Source organism: Rubinisphaera italica, from assembly GCF_007859715.1.
GTDB lineage: Bacteria > Planctomycetota > Planctomycetia > Planctomycetales > Planctomycetaceae > Rubinisphaera > Rubinisphaera italica.
In genome coordinates this window covers 640,768-664,798 of record NZ_SJPG01000001.1, presented here as the reverse complement: position 1 = coordinate 664,798, position 24,031 = coordinate 640,768, and the positions used below count along the sequence as shown (strand labels likewise).

The window sequence follows — 24,031 nt, the reverse complement described above, 5'->3', positions numbered from 1 at the left end:
TAGTGGAAAGCTGGATGCGTTCTCAATCCACTCAGCATATTCCTTGTCATTTACTTTCAACGAAGCAGTCGACAATACAAAGATCGAAGGGTGGCGGAGGCGCTCCGCGTTAGCGGAAGCACCCGCCACACAGTCCATTGAGTCGACAAATCGGGGATGGATGATTTATGCTCATTAAAAATGTCCCAAAACTATCTCAGAACTGACATCATGAAACCAATCGTACAAATCTCACTCGACCTGACGAACATCGAAGAAGCACTGGAAACCGCTCATCTGGCGATGCGGGCAGGCGTCGACTGGCTCGAAGCGGGAACTCCGCTCATTCTGGCTGAGGGTCTGCATGGGGTTCGAGCACTCCGTGCAGAATTTCCTGAGACTCCTATCGTAGCCGATTTGAAAACAATGGACGGCGGCTATCTTGAAGCCGAAATGATGGCCAAAGCGGGAGCGACACACGTTGTGGTCATGGCTCGTGCTCATGCCGAAACAATTCGCTGTGTCGTGAAAGCCGGAGCCGACTTCGGCTGCAAAGTCATGGGAGACAACATGGTCTCCGATAGCATGGTCGACGGTGCGAAGTTTCTGGAAGACTTGGGCTGCGATTACGTCATTCACCATATCGGCTACGATGAAAGACGCGGAATCGCAGCCCGAGGCGAACGAATGCCCAGCCCGCTCGATGAATTGCGTGAAGTCGTGAATGCTGTGAAAATCCCAGTGCAGGCCGTCGGAGGATTATCACTCGAACAGGCAATTCAATGTCCCCAATATGGAGCCCCACTGGTCGTTCTGGGAGCGCCGCTCACAATTGATGCCGACGCTTTCAAAACAGCCGATGGTGATTTGGAAAGTTCACTCCGAATGATCTGCGAAGCGATTCATTCACAAAATGTGTGATGGAGTAATTAGACTCGTCTCCCAAGATACTCCTTGGAAACAATCAAACTTCATTATAACTGTAGTTTTGCAAAACCTAAGTTACAAGCACGATGCGCAGGCGAGTGAGTTTATTCCAAGAACAATTTGAAAACCGGAGAAATAAAAACTCCCGACAAAACTTAAATTTATTTTTTGCACCACAGAGACACAGAGGACACGGAGAAGTCTTGAAATCCAAGGCTTATGAAGAGCTCGGTTGTTTGTGCATTGCAGGCCATTCCGAAAATGTCTCTGTGCCTCTGTGGTTTTAATCTTTCTCAAAATCTGTTGAGTCATTTTCGAAGTATGTCTTCAAGCTGAAGTTTTGCAAAACTCCAGTTATAACACTCAATTTGGTTCTCTACACTTATCAAAGTAGTCGCTCATGAAATCTGCAGCCGTTGTGAATTATGCTCCTGAAAAGGGTTCGGTGGAAATTCGGGAAATTGAGCAGCCGAATATTGGGCCGGACGATGTCCTGCTCGAAGTCGCCAATGTTGGCGTTTGCGGGAGCGATCTACATCAATGGACGGCCGACCATTCCTGGCCAGTGAATTATCCGGTCGTGCTTGGTCATGAATTCGGCGGACGGATTATTGAACTCGGCTCGAATGTACAAGGCTGGAAAGAAGGTGATCGCGTCGTCAGTGAGACAGCAGCCATCATTGATGCCAATAACCCGATGTCTCGTCAGGGACTTTACAATCTCGATCCCACCCGCAAAGGCTTTGGCTATGGCGTCAACGGAGCGATGACCAAATACGTCTGCGTCCCCTCAAGAATTTTACATAATGTGCCGGATGGTCTCCCCTTCGAACATGCCTGTCTCACAGAACCGTGTTGCGTGGCTTATAATGCAGTCGTGCGAAATGCCCGAATTGAGCCGGGGGATCGTGTTGTCGTACTGGGACCGGGAACGATTGGGATTCTGTGTGCCGCGATGGCCCGGCTGTGCGGAGCAGAAGTCGCTTTAGTGGGACTCGAAGCAGATCGGCATCGTCTGGAGATCGCGAAGCAATATGGCTGCGAAGGAATCATTGGGGATGCAAAACCCTGGGCCATGGAGCGAGATGGACTCGGTTGCGACGGCGTCATCGATGCAGCCGGGGCCAGCGTGACTTTGAAAATCGCTATCGATATCGTTCGGCCGGCAGGCTGGATCAGCAAAGTCGGCTGGGGGCCACAGCCGTTGAATTTTAATCTCGACCCCCTCGTCCAGAAGAACGTGAAACTCCAGGGCAGCTTCAGTCACAACTGGCCCATCTGGGAACGTGTGATTGCATTACTGACGAGCGGTCAGTTGAACGTGCAACCAATCATCGGTGGCGTCTGGCCAACGACCGAATGGCATGAAGCGTTCGAAAAAATGCATTCCGGGGAAGTAGTGAAGTCGGTGTTGAAGCCGGTTTGATTGCAAATTTGACAAAGGCGAGCCGAGCCAGTTATGGCTCGGGTGGGTTCGAATCGCCAACTACTTACTACATTGATAACAATGCACAATAATAGTCAGAATACCCGAGTCATGACTGACTCGGCTCGCCTGTGAATATTGCGATGTGAAACTTCAAAGCCACAATCGAACTCGCACAAAATCAATCGCATCACCGAAGAGCACATAGCCAAGAGTCATTTTTCCACAATTGATTTTCGCAATCACCTCGGCTCCGATTCGTAACTCCGCTAACTCTCGCTCGTCGATGTCTGCATAGACTTGAATCACGTTGCCTGATTCCTGATTGATGGAGGTTCGAGAAGATATTTTTTCCAGGTGGCCGGTATAGGTCGTTTCGGGATCAGTCGCCAGGACGTATTCAATCGGCAATGCGGTTGTTTCCAATTTGGATTGTGCCCGCAGCAAGTGCCCCATGCGTTTATCTTTAACTTCCAGCTCCAGATGCCACGTTCCCTTGGGATCCATCACCTCCATCAGCACTTCGCCGCGGCGTACCGGACGGTTTCTCAGCAACTGTTCGACCTGAAAGGTCGCAATCACGCCATCGATCGGGGCATACACTTTTAGTTTTTCGATACGATCTTTGAGAATCTCTGTCTCTTTTTTCAGACTGTTGACTTCGATTTCGGTTTCTGCAATGCGTCCCTGCAGTCGAATTGCATCTTCCACCTGACCGGCTCGCGAGGCCAGTTCCAGTTCCGATTGCTGCGCTCGAACCAGGAAGGTTTTTTCGCTCAGTTCTCCCTGAACACGCAGAAACTCAGCCTGCAGTTCTGGATTCTTGAGCTGAATCAATAAGTCACCAGACTGGACGGGATCTCCTCCGTTCACGAAAACGGTTTCAACCTCAGCATCCTGACTGGCAAACACATCCCGCTGAACGATCGGCATCAATCGACCTTCGCCATTGGCCCGATAATCGTATTGCACAAACATCAACGCGAGGAGTGCTGCAAGAATCAAACCGCTCACGACTAATGTTTTAACCAGTGTCTTTCCCCGCAACGCTCGGAATCCGCGACCGATAAATCGCCAGAGGGGGAGCAGAAAGATTTTCTCGTGTTCATCGGCATTATGAATCGCAGTGGCGATATGATCTGAGACCAATTCAGCTGCAGCTTGACGGTCAGTATCCCAGTTGTGGGAGGTCAACAGTTCGACCACCATTGCACCAATCAGGACTGGCGGTTTTTCTTTATTCTGAGGTTTATCTTCTGATTTATGTTCTCGATCCTGATATTCAAGCGGATAGATGGCCAGCATGCGTGCATTGGATTCTTCGAGATAATCCGCCAGTTGTTTTTCGACTTGAGGGGCGAGATCTTTGAGTTGTCCGTTGTAGATGAAAGGTTTGCGGGACTGATAAACAGTGCGAACCAGTCGATTCAACTTCTGCATCAGGTTTGCATTGCGATTGACTTTGTCCTGCCCGCTCACCGCAATCATTTTTGTTTTTCGGCCCCACTTCATGGCGATTGCGACACGGTCGACGGTTAATATCTGTCGCATATCATTGGCAGCGGTGGTCGCAACCTGATTGGTGTCGAGCCCGTTATGCAGATCGAGTAAAAAGCGATCGATCGATTCCCAGAACGTTTTGGAGTTGACTGCTACTGGTGAAGCCATTTTTCCGGAGAGGTGTAACGATGCCAACCCAGACAAATGCTCTGCAAACTGCATCATCCCTTTTTGAGCTTCATCGGAAATGGTCTCGGGAAAAAACAGCTGCAGGATCGCTGCGCATTGCTTCTCCTTAAAAATCGGCGAAACGACAACGACTAAAGCAGCAGGTCGCAACTCGGCTTTTGTGCTGGCGGGACCGATGGCAATCGTCTGAGAATTGTTGACGACCTCGGTCAGCAACTTGGAATTTTTCTGAGTACGGGCCTGATTTTGAAGTATTTCCGTGGCGGCAATATTTTGTTCGCCAACCAGACGAATTCCATTTTCGGCCAGTCCCCAGATCGCTCCTGCCGGTGCCTGCGAACCTTCCATGGCAAACGCGAGAAACTGACGAAGAAAATCATCAGGAGGCAAGCTTTGTCGAGCCAGTTTTTCAACCGCCTGGACACAAGCCGAGATTCGTTCGTTCGGGTTTGGATTATTCATGGAGTGGATGAAGAGTTAAGTCAGTCGAGTCGATATGATTGTCAGGAGTTTCATGGGAAATGAAACTTTTGTCCATGCTGGCCCATCATATTGGGTTTAGCATGCAATAGAAACTGGCGAATGGCGACTTATTCGATCAGACCCCGATTAAATTCCGACTGCACCGTTCGCGTTGACTGTGATGGCGAACCTAGCGAATAGGAGGATTCTCACCCTGAGAAATCTGCAGGGTTTCGCTTTGTGACGACCCCAGTTATTTTATAAAAGTTCCCCCCAATAAAAATGCCCGGGGTTACCCGGGCATTATAGAGCAAAAATTCATCAGCAGAGGTTACTTGGATCGACCAGCATCGATAATTGGTCCAAAGTTATCGACAGTCAGGCTGGCTCCACCAACCAGAGCGCCATCGACATTCGGCTGGCCGAGCAGTTCCTCAGCATTGCTCGGTTTGACACTTCCTCCATACAGGATTCGCATCGCCTCAGCTGCGGCTTGGCTGTAATTGCTACTCAACCAATTACGCAAATGAGCGTGGGCTTGATCAGCCTGTTCCGGAGAAGCCGTTTTTCCAGTGCCAATCGCCCAGACCGGTTCGTAGGCAATGATGATCTTGCTGAGATCGGCTTCTGAAACATCAGCCAGTCCGCCCTTCATTTGAGTATCGAGCACTTCTCCCGTTTTGTCGGACTCGCGTTCTTCGAGAAGTTCACCGACACACAGGACAACACCCAGATTTTTAGCGATTGCTGCTTTGGTTTTCTTATTGATCGTCCCATCGCATTCGCCGAGGACATGGCGGCGTTCGCTGTGTCCGAGAATCACCCAGTCGCAACCGATGTCCTGCAGCATGTCGACAGAGACTTCGCCGGTGAATGCTCCCGATTCTTCAAAGTAGCAGTTCTGAGCACCGACAGAAATTCCGGAATCACCGACCGCTTCTTTGATAGCCTGCAGGTAAGGAAACGGAGGGCAGACCAGCACATCGACGGATGAATCTTTGCCGGCGACATGACTCGCCAAACCCTTGGCCAGTTCGGTTCCGCTGGCAAGATCAGTGTTCATTTTCCAGTTACCGGCAATCATCGGACGTCGCATGGGGATTTCCTTTATTTTATACAGTTATCATTCGAGATATTGTGGCGAGCAATATTGATTGGCGTTCTCAAATCATGCACATTGATCGTGAGAATACCCGAGCCATAACTGGCTCGGCTCGCCTGAGTTATTATTTGAAATGTACTTATGCAGTGGCAACGGGATCGCCGATGGTTTTGCCCATCAGTTCAGCCATACTCCGCATTTTCTTCATTACTTCATCGAACTGATGCGGCAACAAAGCCTGCGGTCCATCACTTTTGGCAAGTTCTGGATTGCAATGCACTTCAATATGCACCCCATCAGCTCCTGCAGCAATGGATGCTAGAGACATTGAAGGAATCAGGTCCGGTCGGCCTGTCGCGTGTGAAGGATCGACAATGATCGGCAGGTGTGTCAGTCCTTTTACGTTCGGCACAACAGCCAGATCGAGCAGATTCCGCGTTGAGGAATCGAAACTGCGAATTCCACGCTCACACAGAATGACCTGCTTGTTGCCGTTGGCCATAATGTATTCGGCAGACATGAGCAGATCGACAACCGTCGCACTCATTCCGCGTTTGAGTAAAACCGGACGGTTGGTCGAACCGACTTCCTTAAGCAGATTGAAGTTTTGCATGTTGCGGGCACCGATCTGGAAGATATCGGTGTATTGATCGATCAGCTCGACCTGTCGAGGATCCATCACTTCGGTCACGACAGGCATCTGCAGTTCGTGTCCAACATCCTGGAGAATTTTCAGGCCTTCTTCTCCCATTCCCTGGAAACTGTAGGGGCTGGTGCGTGGTTTGAATGCTCCACCTCGTAATACGTTTGCACCGCTGGCTTTGATGGCGTGGGCGATTTCTGAGAGGATTTCTTTTCCTTCAATCGCACAAGGCCCGGCGATCATCATTAAATGACCGCCGCCGACTTTCACGCCGTAGCCGAGGTCGATAATGGAATCCTCTTCCTGATACTCCCGGCTCGCCATTTTATAAGGCTTGAGAACCGCATGGACATCCTCGACACCAGGAATAGCACGCAATGGTGCTTCGCGAAGCAGGTCCTCTTCACCGATCACGCCGATGACGGTTCGCTTCTCGCCTTTACTTAAATCGTGAGCAAAGCCCATCTCCTCGATTTTTTCGAGGATGTGTTGAATCTGTTCGTCTGTAGAGTTTGGTTTTAATACGATGATCATGAACTTGAACTGCCGGGGGTGAAAAATAAGGGCATCACGCAAGCTGGTGCGCGATTTGAAATAATGCATGATCAGCGAACTTTAACCGACAGAGGTGATCGCAAACAATCCATTCCACAAAACATTGTCTGTGAAACCCGGAATTTCAGCGGATTTTCATGATTTTCCCTGCAAATTCCTCGGACTCCAAGGCATCATATCCCGAAGGAACTTCCCGGCGTAGCCTTGCTATCGCTCAACAATTCCAGATTTTTGAGCTATTCTTACAGACTATTGAACTATATTTGGTCTGACTCGAAGTAAAACCGAAGCATTTAACTGTACATATTAACCGTGAAAGCGACCGTTTCAATGGCCGAGCGTCTCAAAGGAATTTTTACTCCAAATCTTGTCCCAATGACTCAGCATGGAGAGATTAACGAGGCTGAATTGCGTCGCTATGTCGACTGGCTGATCGAAAAAGGGGTCCACGGTCTCTACCCGAACGGTTCAACGGGCGAATTCACGCGATTCACTCCAGAAGAACGCCGACGGATTGTCAAAATCATTGCTGACCAAACCGCCGGGCGCGTGCCGATCCTGGCAGGAGCAGCCGAGGCGAATGTCAAAGAGACGATTCGCGCCTGCGAATATTATCACGAAGTCGGTGTACGAGCCGTCGCGATTGTCGCTCCCTTCTACTACAAACTGAGCCCGGCTTCCGTATACGCATATTTCAAAGAGATCGGAGATAACACGCCGATTGATGTCACCCTCTACAACATTCCGATGTTCGCCAGCCCGATTGATGTTCCGACGGTTCAGCGACTGAGTGAAGAGTGCGAAAAAATTGTGGCGATCAAAGATTCGTCAGGCGACCTGCCCCACATGATTCGCATGATTCAAGCCGTCCGCCCGAATCGTCCCGAGTTCAGTTTTCTGACTGGCTGGGATGCCGCCTTAATGCCGATGCTGCTCAGCGGATGCGACGGCGGCACAAATGCGACGTCCGGTGTCGTTCCGGAATTGACCCGAGCACTTTACGATTTGACGACTTCCCATCAAATCGAAAAAGCCCGCCAGTTGCAGTATGATCTCGTCAAACTCTTTGATGTCATGCTTTATTCGGCAGAATTCCCTGAAGGTTTCAGGTCAGCTGTTGAACTTCGTGGTTTCAAAATGGGCTGCGGACGTCAGCCGTTGTCTTCAGAACAGAAAACGGATCTGCAAACGCTGAGCAAAGAACTGCAATGTATGCTGTCCACGCATGGCTACAGCGATGAACCAATCGGCGGCTGTCCGATCGATGGCAACTCAGCAGGCAATGCGGATGAAGTGACCCGGATTGTCAGCACCGTTGTCGCTGAGCTTAAACGCCGCGGTATGGTTGACTGATTTTCATGACGTGCCACGGCTCTGTGAGCCGTGCGATTTGCAATCGACGTCTAAAAACACGGCTCGCAGAGCCGTGGCACCATACGAGTACTTCTGGGTGCTTGGCTTCGCTACGACCCCAGCCGCCCATCCTGTAACGCTTATAACGGTTGCAGGAATCGGTTTCAAAAACGCAACATCGAGATGCATCGGGAAATTCGCTGCTGAGGAAATCGTAAGCTACGCTTGAATTGAATGTGCCACGGTTCTGTGAGCCGTGCGAATTGCAATCGACGACCAAAAACACGGCTCACAGAGCCGTGGCACCGGGCTTATGGACTCTCAACCTCAACAACCGGAATACGATGTTGCCTTGCATACACGGCGCGCGATGTTTCTATTGTTCGGTCTTGTGTTGGCGGTCTTTGGGATTTCTGTCACTTTTGATTTTGTAAACTGGGATGATCCCTGGTATATCCATCGCAATCCGCTCGTCCAAAGTTGGTCTTTCCAGAATCTGTATGGAATCTGCACCGAAACGGTCACACGGAATTTCGCTCCGCTGACGATCTTTTCTTACCTGATTGATCACTCGCTGTGGGGCAAATGGGCGGGGGGATATCATCTGACGAATGTTCTGCTGCATGGCATTAACGCGATACTTGTTTTTTTACTCGTGCGGCAGATCACAACGCGACACGTGTTTGCATTGGTAGTCGCGCTGTTATTTGCGATTCACCCGATTCAAATCGAATCGGTCGTCTGGATTTCTGCTCGTAAAGGCTTACTGTCCTCGGCTTTCATTCTGCTGTCACTGCTCTTCTGGTTAAAACGCGAACGAACTTCACAGGACGAGTTATCAGGAACGATTCTGTTTGTCGTCGCCTTGATGTGCAAAGCCTCGGCTGTGGTCGTTCCGGGTATCGTTTTTGTCTATGACATTATTGTGCGTCGACGCTCTTTCGCCGATTCGCTGGCCCGGCAGTTTGTCAGCGGGTTGCTGGCCATCTGGTTCATTCTGCTGACAGCCGGTTCTCAAAACTCGCAAACGGGCGGTATCCGACATCATCTCGGTCACAGTAAACTCGAGATCCTGGGGATTGATTCCGTGCTGATGTGGAAGTACGTCGGCATGCTGCTCTGGCCGACCGATCTGGCCATCCTTTACGATCCGACAATCCAGGGAATTGGAGCCGCGATTGCTGTTTCCGTATTCGCCTGGGGAATTATTGCAGTGTGGATCTGGATGAAACGGGAATCGCAACCGCTGATTCTGTTCGCCTCGTTAAGTGCTCTTGCATTGATGATTCCGGTCTTAAATTTTTTTCCACTAACGACCTTGATGAATGACCGCTATCTCTATCTACCCTGCATCGCCTTCTTTGGATTGATGGTGGCAGCAGTGGAGTCTGTATTTTATCGTGGAATGGCGGTGGCGTTATCGCACAGAAGCCCCCAAAATGTTGAGAGCTCGGGGGCTTCCGCTGAAGCGGAGCGCCCCCGCCACCCTGACTTTAGTATTCGAACTCTGAAGCCGCAGACGTCTTTTCGGATTGCCGCTTTAACTGCGGGGCTGGTCGTTCTGGCTTATTCTGCCATATCTGTTCAACAATTGTCTGTCTGGCGAAATGACTCGGCTCTCTGGAAACAGGCCAGTCAGGTCTCCCCGGAATTGCCGGTGGTTCAGTATCAATACGCCTTAGCCGAGTGGCGAACCGGGGAACATCAGGCGGCCATCACTCGACTTGAAAATGCACTTCAACTTGAGCGGGTCGATGACCTGGATCGCGAACGATTCAACGAAAAACTGCAGATCTTCAAAACTCAGTTTCAGGAACTGCAATTGAATGCTGCCGTTTCAAAATAAACAGCGGTTCTGTTGTGCCTCGGCTCTATGAGCTGTGCTTTTTATCATCGACATCGATTTACACGGCTCATAGAGCCGTGGCACCAACTTGAGTATAAACTTATCCTTAAGATGCGAATTCAAAACTGCTGCATTACACCATCCAGATAAGTTTTCAACTCCGGATCAAACTCTGGAAATCCGTCAGAAACAGGTTTTTGTCCCATCGCTTTTCGCATCATGTTGTGCATCAGATAGCGTCCCGGTCCAATTGTCATGTGGATGCTGTCGCGATACATCTGCTCGATGTTTTCCAGCGGAGCATTACCAGTATCGATGTCCTGCTGAATCTGTTGCAAAGCGTTCATCGCCTGAGTACTGCGGAATTCGCGATCGGGATACGCGTCTCGCAACTGCTTGAGTAAGGCCTCAAAATAAGCCTGACTATGCGTCAGAGTTCCTGCGGAATCATCATCGGCAAACTCTGCTTTCAATTCTGCATGTCGAGCCCAGCCTGTGTGAATGATAACCGTCGCGTTCGGCTGCAGTTCGAGCCACTCTGAAATCGTTGCAAAATCTTCTTCGAGGGTTGTGCCATAATGGGGCTGAAAAGAGATGAGATCGTATTGAGCCGAGCGAAATGCGAGTGGCCAGAGACGGGAGGTTCCAACACAAGGTTGTTCGGGATGTTCCTGAATATATTTGAGACTCTTTCCACAATCGACATGCCACTCGACACCTTCATCGAGTCGACTCGGAATCGTATCCCAGGTTAGTGAATTGCCGATCAGGAAGATGCGTTTTTGTGTCTCAAGCACTGTGTTATCGACAATTGTAATATTCTTTTCGGGAGTGTTATTAAATCGCACTGGAGGAGTCGATTCTGTTGCCAGTTCCCAGCGATTGTTTTCGACGAGGTTCTCTCCCGCTTTATGAAAGCGAATGGGCGAACGATCAATCCTGCGGATTTCATTATTGCGGATCGTAAAGCCCGTCGAACCTTCATCCAGAAACATGCCGTTCGATTCTGCTCGGCCAGCATTGAGAGGAATGTCGGTAATCAGATTGTTTTCGATCACACTGTCCGGCTGCAGTCCCAGCGTGTAAATCCCGCCGCCATCACTCAGGACCTGCATCATGTATTGGATGCGATTGTCGGCAATGCGATTATTCCCAGCTGGGGTGTTGGAAGGATTCCACATCCAGCCGAGGGAAATTCCAGTGTAGGGACAATCGTGAATGTTATTGTTTGTGATTTCCAACTCACGATTCAATGGAGCCCAGATGGCGACGGAACCTGGCAGGATCACTCCACATTGACTCACTTCACATTGATCGATTTTATTAGCCGTCGGCACCTGCTCGGGAGCAGACTGATACCACGCTTTTCCATCCACGCGACGAGAATTATTTTCTCCCAGATTCAATCCATTCCCGCCCACATCAGTCACTTTGCAGCGTTGCATCAAGCAGTTAGTCGTGCGGTTGGAGAACCAGAGGCCCGTCCCTCCCATCGCCTGAAACTGACATCCCTGAAAGCGGCAGCCTTTGGCATTCTCGATATAAACCCCAGCCGGCAGCATTGGTCGATCGGAAGTCGTTCTCTTTCCTGATGCATCCCGTGGCTCATGCATGGAAGCCTGTGCTCCTGCCAATCCTCCGGCTGGCATCGGGAATGCCGTTTCGGAAAATGTAATTCCCTGAACCGAGAGATTTGTGATGGGCGAATCATCGGTTCCAATCGCGGAGAAGAGTGTCGTCAAAACGGGCAAGGCAATAATCGGTTCTTCCTGAGAGGCAGAAGGAAGCATAATCAGTTCGGAATTCTCGGCATCGATAAACCATTCGCCCGGGAGATCCGCAAAGTTGGCATGACCTTCCAGATAATATCGCGGCTGCTTTTCAAAATGATCAATCGCGTAATGTCGAGCAGAGCAGCCGATCGGGCCAACGGTTTTCAGTGTGCGAGATTCTGCATCGAATGATCCCACTGGCAATCGGCTGCTGGACCAGTCGTGCATCAGAATCAAATCGTATCCTGAGGCTGGCAATTTGTTTTCTGCGGAGAGGTCTCCTGCTTGAACAATAAATCCACTGCGTCGATCCTCGAGTGCCTTTTCGATACGCAAATATCCCTGGTTTGGAAAACGGGCCGGCGAAGAGAGTTTGCCATTAACAATCATCGCACGTGGTTGACCATTCTTATTCCAGCCTTGTGGCAACTGGTAATGCAGGCGACCGTTCTCTTCCCGCTTAGAAATCGAAAGCTGCTGACTTCCCGCAAACACAACCTTGCCAGATTCTGCGGCCACCAATTTCAAACCTCGACCGACAAGTTGTGCATCGAGAGTTAACGGTTCTGAAAATTCATAGCGTCCTTCAGGAATGACAATCGTGACCGGATCGGACTGCTGTTCCCGAATGCTGCGAACATCATCCAGCGTTTGCAGTAAAGCGGCAGTCGTCGGTTCCGCGACTAGAAATTCATTGGGCGATTGCGCAATAGATAACGCAGGCAAACTGCATGTCAGGAGGAGTGCGGGGAAGAGGAATCGTAACATGATCGACTTTCTGGTTTCTGGAGGATCAGAAGGATTGTCGTGGAATGTGTAATTTGAATTTTAAGCATAACAAAAGCCTCCGGAAAAAGATCCCGGAGGCTTTTGAATTTATCTTTGCAAGCTTGTCAGCTTAGCTTTCGTGAGCTGGAATGACTTCATCGTTTTTATCGATTTCCTCAGCTTTAGTGCCTGCCAAGTGCACGGTTTTGTAGCCACCAATCGATTTGAAGTAGAAGAACAGCAGCAGATAGATGATCGCCATTGTACCTGGAATAAAGGAGTCCGCTACCAGAGTCTTGCGATCACCTGTGATGCTGGATTCAACAACTAAATCCTGAGCTTCCGTGCGATCTGCTGGGTCAATTTTTTTAATCTCTTCAAACTTCTGACCATCGAGTCCGGTCACTTCTCCAAAGAATAAAAATTGACTCGATGAATCCGCTTTGTATTCTTCGTAAACCTGAACATCAGCAACTTTGAGAGTTTCACCGGCATATCGATCTTTGGCATAACCCAATCCAGCTGATCCAATCAGGCCTGCGGACATCATTCCAATACCACCCATGATGCTCATCGCGACAGCACCGGTTCGGGGAAATCGGTCTCCAATAACAGCAAGCATTGTAGGCCAGAAGAATGTTTTACCTACCGCATACACTCCAAGTGCAACCAATGCACCAGCAAAGGTTGTAATACCACTGGCAAGATTCAAGCCGACACATGCCAGGATCGAACAGACGAGCAGAATTCCGACTGGAGAAAGGCCCAGTTTTTTCTCAATGAAGTCTGCACAGAATCGCAACAGGAACATGATTGTGGATGTGTAAACGAATAACCATTTCCCTTGTTCTGAACTCAAAATATTGCCTGTGATATTCTGAATCCAACCATCTGTTCCCAACTCAACAGCCCCGACAAGTGCGTGAGTGATGAACAGGACGAAGATGAGCCAGGAGCCGAGTGAGAAATTCGTAAGAATTCCAACGGCAATCAGCAGTACTCCACCGATGGCGTAACCAACATAGTTTCCAGTTTGAGCGTCTGGGAAGATAGGACCGAGTACACCTGCAAAAAACAGTGCCAGGAAGAAACAGGCGACGGCACCGCCAAAGATACCAACTTCTCGAAGCATTTCTCCCAGACTCAATCCGCTTTCAGAAGCTTCTGATTTGGGGAATTTCTGCCCAAAGAACATCAATCCATAAATGACAGTTGGCACCAGGAACAAAGCCAGCTGAAATTTCCAGTGCATGCCGACACGGTCGTCAAGAACCCAACCCATCGCACTTCCCAGAACCAGTCCGGCCGGCCAGCTGGCATGCAGAATATTCAGGTAGTGAGTTCGTTTCGTTGGAAACAGTGTCGCAACCAATGGGTTTGCAACTGCTTCAAGTGTTCCGTTTGCGATGGCGAACAGGAATGTTCCCCAGAATAGAAAAGCATAGACCGTTCCCTGTGCCATGTCGGGCGTAGGCATGAAGGTAACAATGGCTGAGGCAACATGAAAGACAAACGCAGCAACAACCAACCAGCCGTAACCGATTTTATCAACGATCACTCCACCAATGATAATCCCGAAACAGAATCCCGTGAAACCTGCTCCACCAATTGCTCCCAGTTGAGAATTCGTGAAACCATATTCACCAGCCCAGTTATCGAGGATTCCTCCACGAATGGCGAACCCCACTCCCGCGGCTAAAATTGCAGTAAAACCGGCCCATAATAGCCGGTAGGCGTTGGAACTGATGGCTTCTGTTGGCTGGGTACTCATGCGCGGCGTCTCCTGGTTGTTATCAGTCTAGCAGTTGTTCTCGGTCTTTTAGAGAAGAATCCGATGGTGTCGGTCTCAAACTGGTGAGGTGAAATCAGAATATGTTGATCGAAGCATGCTATCCCTGATTCCATGCATTTTCAACGCAATCGTGGTCTCAGATCCCAGTAAAATGGAAACATCCGTCAAGATGTGTTCATCAAGAGCGGAATGGAAGAGCAGTTCGTCGAAGCACTTTGGCAATCTCAAATCTGAACGTTTCGTTCAGAGAGTTCGCTGGGAAAAGAAAAAACTTTCCGCGCCGGTGGAGTATTTTCTCCTGCGTCCATGCAGTGGGCCCGTCCATGGGTTATACAAGAGCAACTCTGATTCGCTGAGCGAGCTACAGCTTCCCTGTCCCTGCCCGGAAAGTTCCTTAATTGGCTAGCCTTATGAACTCAAATCCTTAAATAAGGGGTTGAAACCTGGCATTTCCAGCTTCAATGTTTCGATCCAGGCCTCCGGATTCCAGATTTCTACACAAACAACCGCACCCACAATCTGTACTTCCCGATTGGCATCAACTCCCAGAAACTCTCGGAAGTTCTCCGGAATCAATAACCGCGATCGATTTGCCAGTTTGATGGTCACTTGTCGTGTTGAGAGAAGCCGACCGAGCCGCTGAACTTCTCCCCAGCGATGCTCCATCCGACCTGAAAGTATTTTCTGACGAATGAGTTCAACCCCCTGATCCATCCGTGTCTGCCATTGACTGGCCGACCACAAACTCAGGCAACCGAAACGCTCCTTCACCACAATAGTTTCTCCCTGATCATCCGAAATTGCAGAGCCGAATTCAGAGGGCAGTGACAATCGAAATCTATCGTCGAGTGTTCTTTTACATTCTCCTTGAATTAAAGAATCACCCATGATGCCCGAAATTTACTGAAGTGAGCTGAAAGTCCTCCCTGCCATTAAGTCATTTGATCCATCATGAGGATCCCCGGACTCGATTAAATCAATTTCGAGACGGAATTCCTGATTCGCAGATTGATGATAATAGGCAGATTTCCCACCTGCAAGCCCTCAATACAGCAATATTGGGTAATCTTCCCAAATAACGATCCTGTCATGTGATAGACTGTGGATCTGCTGTTCAATCACAAAACACGAGAGTCACCGTTAAGAATGTGCATGGTCATTTAGAGCCGAACGAAACGTATCGAGCCTTTGCAAGGGCGTTATTAGTTGAAGACTTTAGAGCAGTTCCAAAACTAATGTTCCCCGTTCTGCCTGAGCCAATCCACCACTTCGGGAAAATACGCACATTGCGTTTATAGCCGTTTCCACGAATATTTAGCGGGTGATCGACTGGAATAACAGGGCTTAAACCATCAACAATTCGCTACTGTAAACTGCAAACGAAAGCCACCAGTGCAAGTCGAGACTAACACTGAATGGACAAGGCACTGGCAAAGCCAGTGCCTCCCTGTTTTTTATTGGATTACAGCACTAGAACTCAAAGATGGTTCCGACGGTCAAACCCTGAGTGAGCATATTGGTTTGTTTGGGATCAACATAGATATCGGGGATTTGATCACCATCGTCATCGTAGATCACATTTTGTCCGGGTCGTGAAACCGCATACAGAAACAGCAGGTCGTAGCTGGCATAGAGTTGTACATTCTCGAAGAGACGAATTTTGGAGTACAATGCGAGACTGAATATTGGCGAAAGTTTATCCTGATTGAAGAAGCTGGTTGTTGGTGCGGTCGATTCGTCAACAGTCGTCGTTGTGGGGTCATCACCCTGGAACAGATTGTTGGTCGAGACGCGTGAGTCAATATGGTTGACTGCCAGTGTCAATGCTGGCTGTGCACCAAATGTTACTCGATCCTCGACGAGTTCCATGCGAAACCCGATTTGTGGTCCGTAAAGCTGATTGATCGCTTCGGATGCGATCGTCGCGGTGCGAAAATAAGTAATGTCGTTATTGTTCGCATCAGTGGCGACATCACTATCGACACCAATTTGTGTCATCGTTTCGTCGAGTTTGAGATAGCGAGCCCCGAGTAGAAAATTGAGGTGGAAACCATTGATTGGACGATCGTCGTCCCAGAGATAATTGATTTCTGTGCCGAACATTGACGAGCTGTAGTCGACAGCGTAGGACGTATCAAAAATTAATGCACTGTTGGTAATGGCACTATCTCTCAGGAAGGGGATGGCGGTCACCCCCGTGGTGTCCAGTGCTGGCGCGGGTGGAGTTCCTATTGTTGTAATGTTTGGATTTTGACTTGGAGCCGGGTTACGGAATACAAAAGGAGCCTGAGAGGCACTGCGATCCGTCTGAAAAATCCACATCGTGCTGGCTTCTAAAGCCCCCGTTGTTGTTTTCAAACCATACTTGAGCCTCAAACCATTCATACTATTGAGGTCGACGATTCCCATTGTGGGAGCATAGCCGTTACGAGTGCCACCTACGGAATCCGTTGGAGATGTTCCTGTCGCACGGTCAAATACGCCATAACCATATTGCGGATATTCCACATTGAGGACCTCTTCCCCGATCACACCTTCATCGTTTTGACCCAGATTCCAGAGCAGGTAATCGACTTGAATCCAAGATTGTGCGGCAACCTGTTGGAGAAAGCGATCTAAGGGCGAGACTTCTTCATAAAATCCACCACGATCGGCGGGGACCTGTTCGTAATATTGCCGTTGCCGGGCATCCCAGGGGGAACCTCCTGCCAATTGAGACTCAAAGCCTGGCGCGTAAGGTTGTGCCTGACAGGTTTCGATAGAAACTCCGAACATGCAGAGCATCACACAAAAAGAGGCCCGTCGCAGGGTTTGATTATTCTTAAGGGTTCTGATAACTGTCGCCAATAGAAATGACGCAGACTTCAGAAAACCTGTCTTATTCCATATCAAATACATAACTCTCATCCCGAAGAATGACGGTGGCAGTTCCTCGTTGGAAGAAATCGATCTGGTCATTTTGAGTCCTGGTCCATTCTTCCTGCGAGGTCACACAAAGTCTCGGTGAAGTGCCCTGTGCGGGCATATCATTGGTCATAGAATCTCTGCAATGCACACTGTTGTCGTGCTTAACAAGAATTCCAAACCAAATGTTCTCTATACAATTTCGTCGAGTACAAATTTTATACCGAGGCCACGATCTTTTCGCAGCCTCATCTCAAACTTGCCGGATTAAGGCACAAAGATTCCGTTGAACTGCAGCTGCCCTGTGAAATCTGCGGAAATCGGAGCATCAAACAGTAAGTCGGGATTAGTCAACTGGATCAACAAGGGGTTAATCAAAACGGTATTGTCGTTTTGACTATTCAGAGTAATTTCTCCGCTGGCAGCATCGAATTCTGTCACCAGAATATCATTGACTAAGAACAGCAGTCCGGTGAGTGGATTAATCAAGGCACCAGCATCGTCAATGAGGATGGTATTGCCACCGATATCGATATCAGCAGTCCCCGAGACATTGTCGAAGAAGAAGACACGTTGTTCGTCGATGGTCGTTGCAACATTTCCGCCACCAGTGGTGTCTTCATCTTCCGTGATCTGAATCTCAAGATTCTGAATACTGATTTGGGCATCCGTTTCCAGATCGAAGTAGAAGGCCGGGCCTTCTGCTATGGTGAGATCTGCAAAGTTGGGATCGTTTATCTCAAGTCCACCTTCGGTCAACCCATCATCAGGATTATCATCAATGTTAATTGTAATCGAGCCTTCACCCTGATCGATAAAGTAGAAGCCAATCGAGCCTTCTTCTCCAAGGTCCATCAGGTTGTCGATGGCATTGAAGACGAGGTCATCGTCATTCACGGTTTCGTCAGAAATGTGAATGACTCCAATTGCCCCCTGGTCCGTATCGGTGAGAGAAGCGTTCGTAACGCTATCATCTGCAGCTTCCATCTCGTTCATCACGATATTGATGTTGGTCCGAGAATTGGCCCCCGAAATGTCCCGATAGTGAATAAATCCCTGGAAATCCCTTGAGGTTCCAGCAGCGTTGAAAGCATTATTATTGACGATAAAGCCAGTCTCGGTACCGTTAAATCCATTATCCAATACTCCTATCACATTGTCCTGGGCCTGGTTCTGCATCAGGATGGAGAAGTGAGAGAAGTCGTCATCGAATGTATTCTGATCATTATCTGCGGTGGGGTCGTCAAAATCAGAATTTCGTGGTCCGATAACCAGGTCGTAAAACGTCGGGTTGTTATCAAGCCCCGAGTTATCGTCGTTGAGTGTCAGCGTCATGACTGATCGAATTGTTGCCGTCGATTGCGATCCGAAGTCACCAATGGTTGAGCTCACCTGATTGTTTGTGAAGTCAGAACCAATGACCTGTGCTGTGACAACATTTCGCAAGTCAATCGCTTCTCGACTATTAAGTGTGAAGCTACCTGTATCAACCGAGACGTCATCAATCGCGATGGCAAGAATACCGGCTGTGTTCAGGTCAATATTCAGATCGTTAACATCCAGTGTGAACTGTCGTGCCTGACCGAATATCAATCCGTTTGCATTTGGATTCGGATTGCCAAAGTTCGCAGTTTCAAGACCTCTGACAAAACTGTTGTCGACATAAATCCCCGCCTCGAAGTTCGGTCCGGGGAACCCGCTGCCGAAGTTTGTCCCTGCTCCAGTGAGATCTCCTCCATTGAAGGTTGCCTGGCCTTTTACATTTGCCAGATGTACTCCATGGTCAGGAGCATTTGTCGATTCAACATTGCTTAACTCCAGATTTAAGTCGGTCAAGTTATAAATCAGTCCTGCTCCGACGGCACTATCTGCAGTGAAAATTTCCACTGCTGTCGCAAAGTTGACATCGACATCACCATCATTGATCACGATTTGATTATTGTTATATCCGAAGATCCCGGTTGAACCCTGGATATTGTTTTGGGTGTTGCCACCCTGAATTGTAATATCATTGAATGTGAGTGATCCTGTATTCAACCGCATATCGAGCGAAGCGAACATGGCAGCAAGTTCAGCGGCAGTCGGCTCATTGTCATCCACGAAATCGACATCAGGAGAGATAAAACCCTGAACATCAAGCGAACTGAAGAAGACATCCCCTGAATTATTAAAGATCCCCACAATCGATGTTCCACCGGTCAGGTTGGTATCGATATTGGCGGTGTCTGAGAATGTGATATTGCCTGTGTTCGAGTCGATACGAATCCCAGCACCGTTCGAATTCGTGATATTGATCGGAATATCGAAGATAACATTCGACTCATACCCAGTACCTGCTGGTGAATTGTTGGGAGCACCTGCTGGTGGATCCGCTCCGATCACGATTGCTGCTCCGCCGACTCCCTGTGTTGCAGCTGCATTTGTAATCGTAAGTGTTGATCCTCCAGAACCGGCAAGATATCGGAAGACTCCCGGAGTGACCCCGGCTGGAATGTTGTCGTCATTCGAAATCCGCAGACCTGCTCCACCTGAGTTGGTAATCGACATCGCATTGTTTAAAGTCAAATTCCCACCGAAGTTCTGGAAGAATTCAAATGCAGAGGCGGTTCCCGTTGTCGCAGTGTTATATGCGATTTGAGTTGTCGCAGATGTCTGGAAGATCGTGTTTCCCGCAGTGTTGGATATGATAATTCCAGAATTCATGCGATCCAGCTGGTTGATCGATATTGGTTGCACAAAGGTCACATCGGCTAAGGTTGCCGTGATTGGAGCAGTCGCAAGACCAATCTGAATTGCATTTTCTTCGGGATTCGTAATCGTCATGGGAATTCCCGAGGGATTACCATCTGTACGCGTTCCCGAGATCACAATATTTCCATCAACGCCTGGAAAGACGCCAACTCCATTGCCGCGGCTATTAATGATGGTTGTACTAACTGGAATGGTCACATCACTTTGAGCTGCACCAGTGATAATGAAGCCATCGCCACCATTATCATTCGTGATGACGTCTGTCCAAATAACACTTCCTCCGGTTGTCGCCTGCACAACCAGATCGTGATTATCTCCGGCGACTCCGGTCAGTGTATTTGGAATCACAGCCGAACCATTATCGCGATTGACGACGACGGAATCGACTCGCGAATCAGTTTCGCCTCGAGTGGAGGACTTCATCGTTATGTCTGGACTACCACCTGCGACAAACATTTCGTGATTGCCAGATTGATTCACAATCAGACTCTGGAGATCAAAAGTTCCATCTGTCCCTGTGAAATCGAGTCCATTGTTAAGAGCTCCGTTGATATCGACAAAGCGGGAAACCGTACTGTTGGTTGTTAGAGTTACGAATTCAATACCATTACCCAGTGGACCTTGTCCTGGAGCCGTTGTTGTAGCAGGATTGAACGAGTCGGAATCTCCTGAGGCCGGATCGGTTCCGTCAGGATTTCCAAGGACGAAGCCAGAGAATTCGGTATCATCGTTAGAGATAACTGTGCCGCCAGCTGCACCGATGAGATCAAACGTGACTCCAGGACCTCCTGGTACGCCCAGATTAGTAAACAAAGGACGAGGATCGAAAATGCCATCGTCGTAATTATTGCGGGCTCGTGGACCAGCCAGCAAACCAAATTCGTTGTAATTGAATAGGTGTTCGACACGATCGCCACCACCGAGGAAGCGTTTGCCTTCCGGCACAACAATTGTCGGCTGAGAATCGAATGTGGAACCGCTCCAGACGAAGACCGTATCGTAAGTATCAATTGGAACGGCATTCGCGCCGTTGATTGCACTTTCGATTGTATTGAATGGATTCTCAACTGCTCCATTACCGGGAGCATTGGTTCCCGTGATGGAATCGACATGCACTACATAATAGGGCAGTCCTGTTGTTGGATTGATCGCAATCTGATCGGCTTCCACGACAGCGACTTCCGCTTTCGGAACTGTCCACAAACGTTTTGGTGGCAGGATCATTCGATCCCAGGTCCGGCCGCGTTCCCCGGTGTCGTTATTCGGGTCGAAGGTCCAGGACGCATTGACCGTTACGCGGGTATCGAAAGTTTCATCGTCAGTCACAAGCATACTGACATCAAGATTTCGCATGAAGTTAGCAGAGATTTCTCCCGACCAACCCCAGATGCTATCAATGTCTGGATGATTAAAATTGTAAAAACCAGCTCCGACACGCATGTCGTGAGTTCGGCCGAATTCGGTTCCAATTGGAGTCGTCCACTTGGTATCGAAACCTTCCAGTGAATAGGCAGAGGTGCGGATCTGATCGAACAGAATGTTATTGCCAACGAACTTCTGAGAACCATCCGCAAAGTCCAGTCCGATATCCTGTTTGCGTAAATCAAACGGAATGTAGATATTCGTATCCCAGTCGAGAATCGAGCCATGAGATTCCAGTGAGATTGTCACATCTGTGAAATCCTCCGGATGTGTGGCATCGACATCGAACCAGGTGATCAAGCCGAAAGTACGATCGATTTGCGGGAAGTAGCGTCGGAAACCAGCACCGACCGATCCCCCCATGCGACCACTGTTAAGTGCCCACAGACGCATGTCTGCCAGGAACATGGTTTCTTCCCAGAAGGTGTAGGGCATCGCTTCGAAGAACGTCAGTGATTCTTCAGTCCCGAGCGCTTTTCCACCTTGATGTCCGGCACGGAAATAGTAGCCCTGGCCACGTTCCTGAATCATCTGTTCCGGATAGCCGGGATTCATGGAATAGTAGTCGGGTTCCGGGGCTCCAATGGTAAATGTCTGTTGCGTATTGTTTTGAGCGGCGACATCGAACGGCATCGACGGTGGCAAGGGACGCTCGTCGGCATTGGCTGTCATGCTCCCGAACATCAAAGAGACTATCGTACAGACCGTTGCGGCTAAGGATTTGTGCCGAAACTTCGTTTTGGAATAACCCGAATGTTGTTTAGCCATGGATGTCGTTGGATTTCCTGTCGAACGTGCTCGCGGAAGCAACATTCCTTCTGATTCCAAAGTTGATCGCTGGTTACGACATCGCAGTCGAGCGGAACATTTGTCGCGCTTTCCTAACAGAGTCGCAATGCGTTCGAGAGTCTTATTGAGTGTATTCATGCGGGCCTGCCCTGTTGTGCGTAATGTCAACGGAGATCGCAACACAGACGTCACCTGGAATCAGGGGAATTGTGATGGGAAGTGAGCGAATTAAACTTTGAAAATCATTTAATACGCCGCAACGATTGGAAGGGTCCAGCTCATTCAGGAATTGAATTCACTGGTAGTCGGTCGATGTGAAACTTGGGGTGTACTGCAAATCAACAGATTGTTGATTTCTCAGTGGATTGTCGTGATATATGATTTAGTTGGAATCACCCGCAGAGGGGTGTTGGGAATGGAATATTGAGGTTGGAGTGGAAAGTATCGGATGTGACTTCGCGTGGAAAGACTGATTCCGGTATTTTTACCTTCCCTCATCATCTTCGGCACTTCGAGCCATTCCGCTTTCGTTATAACCGGACCATTCTTCAATTTTTTCAAAACTCTCTGGAAATTTGACTAAAGTTGCCATGAATTCAAAATAGTCTGGAATTCTCGGACTTTATTTAACATCAGGAAGGCCTGTGTATCAAATTTCAATAAAAAGTGGGGAGCTGCCCCAAGTGATTGATCAAAATTAAATGAACCAACTTCACTCGAAATCTATTTTCTCTCAGTAAGAACTCACTCCAGATTCGAACCAAACTCCTCTGCAAATTTTGCAATTAAAGGCACAGACGTCCCGCAACAGCCACCCAATATGCGAACTCCCTGCCGAATCCAGTTCTTTGCAATTGCGGTATGCGTTTCAACATTGCCTCCAAGTGATTGAACCCAGGTCCCATCAGGTTTCAGAACACCTGAATTGGCATACACAATTTTTGGTAAAAGATTGTTATTTAAGGAATTAAGCACATTGTCCACGATTTCAATGGGCACACAATTGCAACCCAACGCCACGATTTGAGAATTGGAAACCAATTCTGCGACATCCGAGAGCGGCGTTCCATCCAGTAAATGCAAACCATCGAAACTCACCACACTGAGCATTGTCTGAATGGAATATTTCCCTGATAGATGCAGGAGAACCTTCAGCTCCTGAAAAGTTGTCTGAGTTTCAACCAGGAGGGCATCAATCCCGGCAGAGATGAGATTTTGCAGCATTCTTTCATGTTGTTCAATGAGCCAGTCTTCACGATAGTTGGTCTGGGGGTGATAACTATCTCCAAGAGGTGCTACCGATCCACAAACCAGAATAGAATCCCCTGCTGCCTGTCGAGCCAGATCAACAGCGAAAGAGGTTAACTCACGAGCATTTTGTGAGGGATTCCACTCCTTCAAATTCACGGCATGGGTGCGGAAAGTGTTAGCGGTCAGCAGATTTGCGCCCGCTGCGACATAATCTTGATGGATCTGCAGGATCAATTCAGGATTTTCTATCAATGCCCGAGCCGACCAGCCTGTTCGATCAACATTAAAGCCACGTCTGGTCAATTCCGTCCCAAGCGGTCCATCCAGAATGAGGGTGCGATTCGTTTTTTGCAAAAGATCCTGCAATGAATGAGGCATCCTGGTCCCCCTGTCAGGTAATTATTTTGGTGACCAATAACTGCAACACACCCTGTTGTCATGCATTCCTGCTGCAGTTTGCAGTAGCGGCTTTTTGATGGTTTAAGACCTATTATTCCAGTCAATCACCCGCTACAAATTCGTTGAAAAGGCTATAAACCCTGTTCGAATTGGAAACCGGATTTCCTGTCACGTCTTGAAAAGGACCTAAAGAGTGGCGGG

General features: G+C 48.9%; 13 protein-coding genes. 4 read left to right on the top strand and 9 right to left on the bottom strand.

Annotated elements, in window-relative coordinates:
• Positions 1–210: 210 nt before the first annotated feature.
• Positions 211–900, top strand: a complete 690-nt coding sequence (locus Pan54_RS02580) for an orotidine 5'-phosphate decarboxylase / HUMPS family protein (RefSeq protein WP_146502012.1) — start codon at positions 211–213, stop codon at positions 898–900.
• 406 nt (positions 901–1,306) lie between these two features.
• A complete protein-coding gene (locus Pan54_RS02575) occupies positions 1,307–2,332 on the top strand; it encodes a zinc-binding dehydrogenase (protein WP_146502011.1) in 1,026 nt (341 codons plus the stop codon).
• A gap of 153 nt (positions 2,333–2,485) precedes the next feature.
• Here Pan54_RS02575 and Pan54_RS02570 read toward each other — a convergent pair whose 3' ends face one another.
• From Pan54_RS02570 to aroF, 3 genes are all read right to left on the bottom strand, one after another.
• Positions 2,486–4,483, bottom strand: coding sequence for an efflux RND transporter periplasmic adaptor subunit (locus Pan54_RS02570; RefSeq protein ID WP_146502010.1), 1,998 nt, complete (start codon positions 4,481–4,483; stop codon positions 2,486–2,488).
• A 331-nt stretch (positions 4,484–4,814) separates the two neighbouring features.
• Positions 4,815–5,579 (bottom strand): triose-phosphate isomerase, encoded by a 765-nt coding sequence (gene tpiA, locus Pan54_RS02565; RefSeq protein WP_146502009.1) that lies wholly within the window; start codon positions 5,577–5,579, stop codon positions 4,815–4,817.
• A gap of 145 nt (positions 5,580–5,724) precedes the next feature.
• Positions 5,725–6,762, bottom strand: coding sequence for a 3-deoxy-7-phosphoheptulonate synthase (aroF, locus tag Pan54_RS02560; protein ID WP_146502008.1), 1,038 nt, complete (start codon positions 6,760–6,762; stop codon positions 5,725–5,727).
• A gap of 351 nt (positions 6,763–7,113) precedes the next feature.
• On the opposite strand from aroF, the gene Pan54_RS02555 reads away from it, so the two are divergent.
• Positions 7,114–8,136: a dihydrodipicolinate synthase family protein gene (locus Pan54_RS02555; RefSeq protein WP_146502007.1), complete on the top strand. Its 1,023-nt coding sequence runs from the start codon at positions 7,114–7,116 to the stop codon at positions 8,134–8,136.
• A 313-nt stretch (positions 8,137–8,449) separates the two neighbouring features.
• Complete coding sequence (locus Pan54_RS02550; protein WP_146502006.1) at positions 8,450–9,982, top strand: hypothetical protein; 1,533 nt, start codon at positions 8,450–8,452, stop codon at positions 9,980–9,982.
• A gap of 119 nt (positions 9,983–10,101) precedes the next feature.
• Here Pan54_RS02550 and Pan54_RS02545 read toward each other — a convergent pair whose 3' ends face one another.
• The 6 genes from Pan54_RS02545 to Pan54_RS02520 form a co-directional block, all read right to left on the bottom strand.
• Positions 10,102–12,522 carry a right-handed parallel beta-helix repeat-containing protein gene (locus tag Pan54_RS02545; protein WP_146502005.1) on the bottom strand — a complete coding sequence of 807 codons (2,421 nt, stop codon included), beginning with the start codon at positions 12,520–12,522 and terminating at the stop codon, positions 10,102–10,104.
• Between the two features lie 130 nt (positions 12,523–12,652).
• Positions 12,653–14,293 carry an MFS transporter gene (locus tag Pan54_RS02540; RefSeq protein ID WP_146502004.1) on the bottom strand — a complete coding sequence of 547 codons (1,641 nt, stop codon included), beginning with the start codon at positions 14,291–14,293 and terminating at the stop codon, positions 12,653–12,655.
• A gap of 429 nt (positions 14,294–14,722) precedes the next feature.
• A complete protein-coding gene (locus Pan54_RS02535; protein ID WP_242631201.1) occupies positions 14,723–15,145 on the bottom strand; it encodes a division/cell wall cluster transcriptional repressor MraZ in 423 nt (140 codons plus the stop codon).
• A 639-nt stretch (positions 15,146–15,784) separates the two neighbouring features.
• A complete protein-coding gene (locus Pan54_RS02530; RefSeq protein ID WP_146502002.1) occupies positions 15,785–17,272 on the bottom strand; it encodes a BBP7 family outer membrane beta-barrel protein in 1,488 nt (495 codons plus the stop codon).
• 213 nt (positions 17,273–17,485) lie between these two features.
• On the bottom strand, positions 17,486–22,363 hold the full coding sequence (locus Pan54_RS02525) for a beta strand repeat-containing protein (protein WP_146502001.1): 4,878 nt from the start codon (positions 22,361–22,363) through the stop codon (positions 17,486–17,488).
• A gap of 561 nt (positions 22,364–22,924) precedes the next feature.
• On the bottom strand, positions 22,925–23,809 hold the full coding sequence (locus Pan54_RS02520; protein ID WP_146502000.1) for a homocysteine S-methyltransferase family protein: 885 nt from the start codon (positions 23,807–23,809) through the stop codon (positions 22,925–22,927).
• Between the last annotated feature and the right edge of the window lie 222 nt (positions 23,810–24,031).